The following is a 3,548-nucleotide window of genomic DNA, read 5'->3' on the forward strand; positions in this document are numbered from 1 at the left end:
ACACATTAAATGCGAGGCGAACCAGGGGGTCAGGTCAGCACGAGATGCGGCCATGACCGACGCCGACGCATGTCTATACGGCTTTGCGTATAGACAATCCTGGATCACACCCGCCGACGGATGTAGCATTGCGACTCCTGCAATTCCGTTCCGAATTCGCGCCGGTTTCCGGCATACGTGCGGCGTGGCCGCCATTTCGGATTTCTGCGAATTTCCCGGCGAATTCCGGGAACAGGGTCGACGCTAGCTCGACCTCGAACAGCCTCACAACCCCAATTCGCCGGAAATTCTCCAAATTTTCGGCGAAGCCAGCCTCGCCGACAAAGCAAGCCGCGCATGAAATGCACACCATGCCGCGAAATTTCGACCGAGCCCACCGTCGGCCAGCCAAAAGAAAATGATTCAAAGAATAAGAACAGAGAGAAAAAGACGGGAACGGAAACACATTAAATGCGAGGCGAACCAGGGGGTCAGGTCAGCACGAGATGCGGCCATGACCGACGCCGACGCATGTCTATACGGCTTTGCGTATAGACAATCCTGGATCACACCCGCCGACGGATGTAGCCATCTACCTGGACATATGCTAGGTAGCGCCGGGGCCTTTTGAAGGCCCCCCACGCAACCCCCCACGTTGCCCCCCACACTTCCCCACAGATTGCCAGCATTGAACTCGCAGGCCATTTGACGGCCGATCGAGCGGGAAATCTTACACTCTTCAACGAAGTAACGAATGGGGAGAGAATTACTCATTCGCAGCGAAAACCCCCGCATCGCCGCGCAGAAATCGCTAAGTAGATCAGTTTCAATACGACAGTACAATACGTGTCGAATTCTATTCAACCAGCGGTTTCTATTCACAGAGCTGCGCCGGTTTCGTCAGCGGCTGGGCTTGCCTGGATTGTGGTCTTCGCCCTGGCGGAGGTGTTCGAGGAGTTGAAGGGTTTCTCTGCTCGGGGTTTCGCCGATCTCGGCGAGCTTTCGGGTCAGGAGTGCGTAGGCACGGTCGAGGGCCGGGTATTCACCCAGGCGTGCGTGCTGGCGCAGGATGTCGCGCCAGAGCGCTTCGTTGTAGGGGTCGGTTTGGGCGGTTGTCTCGAGGAGTTCGAGGGTCGCGCGGGGGTCGTGGTCGGCGTCGTGGGTGGCCAGCCAGCCCAGGGCGTTGTGGGTGTCGCGGCGCGCGGATTCGCGGATCGGTTCGGTCCAGGAGTCGGTGAGGTCAGGGGCGAGTTCTTCGGTGGCGATGGCGGTGATAGCCCGGCACGCGGCTGTCCGGTCGGTGTCGTTGCTGGCGCGGCGGCGTGCGGTGACTGCGGCGGTGAAGTCCCACCAGTCGACACTCACCGCGGTGCCGGAAAGCCGGTAGTGCACCCGGTCGTCGGCCAGGGGCTCATTGAACCGGCCGCCGGTCGCGGCACCGAGGGCGCTGCGTAGTCGGCTCAAGGTGTTGGTGAGTACGCCTGAGGCGCGATCGGCTGGGCGTTCTCCCCACAACAGCTCGGTCAGCTGACCTCGCGACAACCCGCCCGGATGCAGGGCCAGCACTGCCAGCAGCTCGCGCAGACGTGGTTGCAGCTGGCCTGTGATCTCCACGCTCTCCCCGGAATCGGGCACACGCCAGAAGACCCGGGTCGGCCCGAACACCCGCAACCGCAACGCCGGAACCTCCGCCGGTGCTGGGACAACCTCTGGTGCTGGATTCGGCACGGAGTCGGCTGGCGCGGTGTGGGTGTCGAGGACGGGCTCGGGCGCCGCGGAGAGGTCGGTCTCGCGCGAGTGGCCGGCGGCCTCGCCGGTGTCGACGAGCGCAGACTCGCGGACCGGGGACGGCGTGCGTTCTGCGGCGTCCACCAGGACCGGCTCCGGCGGGATGGGTCGCGCAACCGGTGCCGGCACGGTGGCAGGGTCGATGCTGTAGATCCTGGGCCCGTCCTCGTCGCGGCGTCTGCGCCGGACTGGGCGGTCTTGGCGGGCAGGCTGCCCAGTGCTGGGTGGGTTGAACTGGCCGGAGCGTTCGTAGCGGCGCAGCTGGATCTCCACGTCGATGATGGTGCCGCGAGCGGGCGGGATCAGGTGCTGGCGTGTGCGGCGGCCGGTCAGCAGGGCACGGGCACCGGCGCGGGAGGCGGGCAACTCTCCCACGACGGGGAACCCGATTGCGTCGATGTAGGCGCGGCTGCCGCCGATGACCACGATGCCCCGGGGGCGTCGACGCCGGGTGAGATTCAGGAGCCGCTCGGCGGCGGGCTCGGGGTCGATGTGCTCGGCGCGCACCACGAACAGGGTGGCGTCGGCGGCGGCGATGACCGGATGCGCGGGCGAGCCCGGTTCGGGGACACCGCAATCGGCGAACACGGTTGCTCCGAGCCCGCGCCAGCCCCGGTTCGGATCGGTCAGCAGTGCAGCGGCCGGGACAGGATGGGCGGGGTCGTATTCGGGCGGCGCGGCCAGGAACGCCTCCCCGCCGGGCAGATGCTGCACGTGCTGGGCCAGCAGCTCAGGGGTGATGGGATGGCCGACGGCGCTTCGGCGGGCGAGGCTTGCCAGGCCGAGACGCGGGTCCGCGCCGACCATTTCGGCGAGCTGGCCGCCTGCGGGGTCGGCTTCCACGATGAACGCGGTTTCGGGGCCGGGCCAGGTGTGGGCGAGCGCGACGGTGGTCGTGGTGGTCCCGGCGCGTGGGGTCAGTCCGGCGACGGCGATCAGGTACGGCGCCTGCGGCCTCATCGATGGTTCCTATCCCTGCTTCTGGACGTTGGAGATCACCAACGCGCCCCCGGTTTCGGCGGGGCGGGTGTTGATCAGCTGGAGGTAGTCCATGCGCGTGCGGTCCGGGCGAATCTCGGTGATGTGGACGTTGGCGGTGGTCGGGGCGATCGGGGTGATCGCCACGCAGTGCCGGGTGCCGTGCGGGACGGAGGCGATGCCCGCGGCGAGGCCCTCGAAGGTGATCCCGCTCTCGGGCGCGAGTAACGGCATCGCCTTTCCGGCGTCGCGGTCGATGTAGTAGGCGGCCTCGAAGGAGGCGATCACCCCGGCCAGGGTGGCGGGGTCACCGGCACGCTCGGTGACCACCTCTCCGGTGAGCCCGGTGCACGGCCCCTGAACCGTAGTGGTCGAGTTGGGTGGTGCTGCCATGGAGGGCACCTGCGCGCCGGTGTCGCTGGTCTTGTCGGTCGACACCAGCAGGATCCCGGCCAGGACAGCAATAGTGGCCGCCAGCGCGGCCCAGGCACCGGGCGGCAGCCGGTCCGCTAGACCTGCCCCCCATCGGGGATCCCGGGCGGCGGCGGCTGCGCCGGAAGTCTTACGTATCCGGCTGAACCAGAAGCCCCCCGGTAGGAGCGACTCGTCGGGCTCGTCGACGTCATGGCCGGAGCCGGTGTCGGCGACGAGACGTAAGTCCGGAGGAGTCTGGGGCAGGTCGAGCCAGGCTTCGTCGTCGTCTTCTGGTGGGTTGCGCGGGTACCTCGCCATTCATCTCGCCTCGCCTCGGATCGGGTTGTCTCCGGCCTGCCCGCACCCCCGCGAGGGGGACGGTGCGGGGG

The 3,548-nt window shown here is 67.2% G+C and carries 2 protein-coding genes; both read right to left on the reverse strand.

The features are described 5' to 3' along the window. Window positions 1–879 precede the first annotated feature (879 nt). Window positions 880–2,727, reverse strand: coding sequence for an AfsR/SARP family transcriptional regulator (locus tag HOV91_RS38550; RefSeq protein WP_174190108.1), 1,848 nt, complete (start codon window positions 2,725–2,727; stop codon window positions 880–882). A 9-nt stretch (window positions 2,728–2,736) separates the two neighbouring features. Further along, window positions 2,737–3,477: a DUF8176 domain-containing protein gene (locus HOV91_RS38555; protein WP_174190109.1), complete on the reverse strand. Its 741-nt coding sequence runs from the start codon at window positions 3,475–3,477 to the stop codon at window positions 2,737–2,739. Between the last annotated feature and the right edge of the window lie 71 nt (window positions 3,478–3,548).

The sequence above is a fragment of the Nocardia barduliensis genome (assembly GCF_013315795.1).
GTDB classification, from domain to species: Bacteria; Actinomycetota; Actinomycetes; order Mycobacteriales; family Mycobacteriaceae; genus Nocardia; species Nocardia barduliensis.

Coding starts and splice junctions, on each gene's coding strand:
- HOV91_RS38550 (WP_174190108.1), bottom strand. CDS start 2,727: ATGAGGCCGCAGGCGCCGTACCTGATCGCCGTCGCCGGACTGACCCCA.
- HOV91_RS38555 (WP_174190109.1), bottom strand. CDS start 3,477: ATGGCGAGGTACCCGCGCAACCCACCAGAAGACGACGACGAAGCCTGG.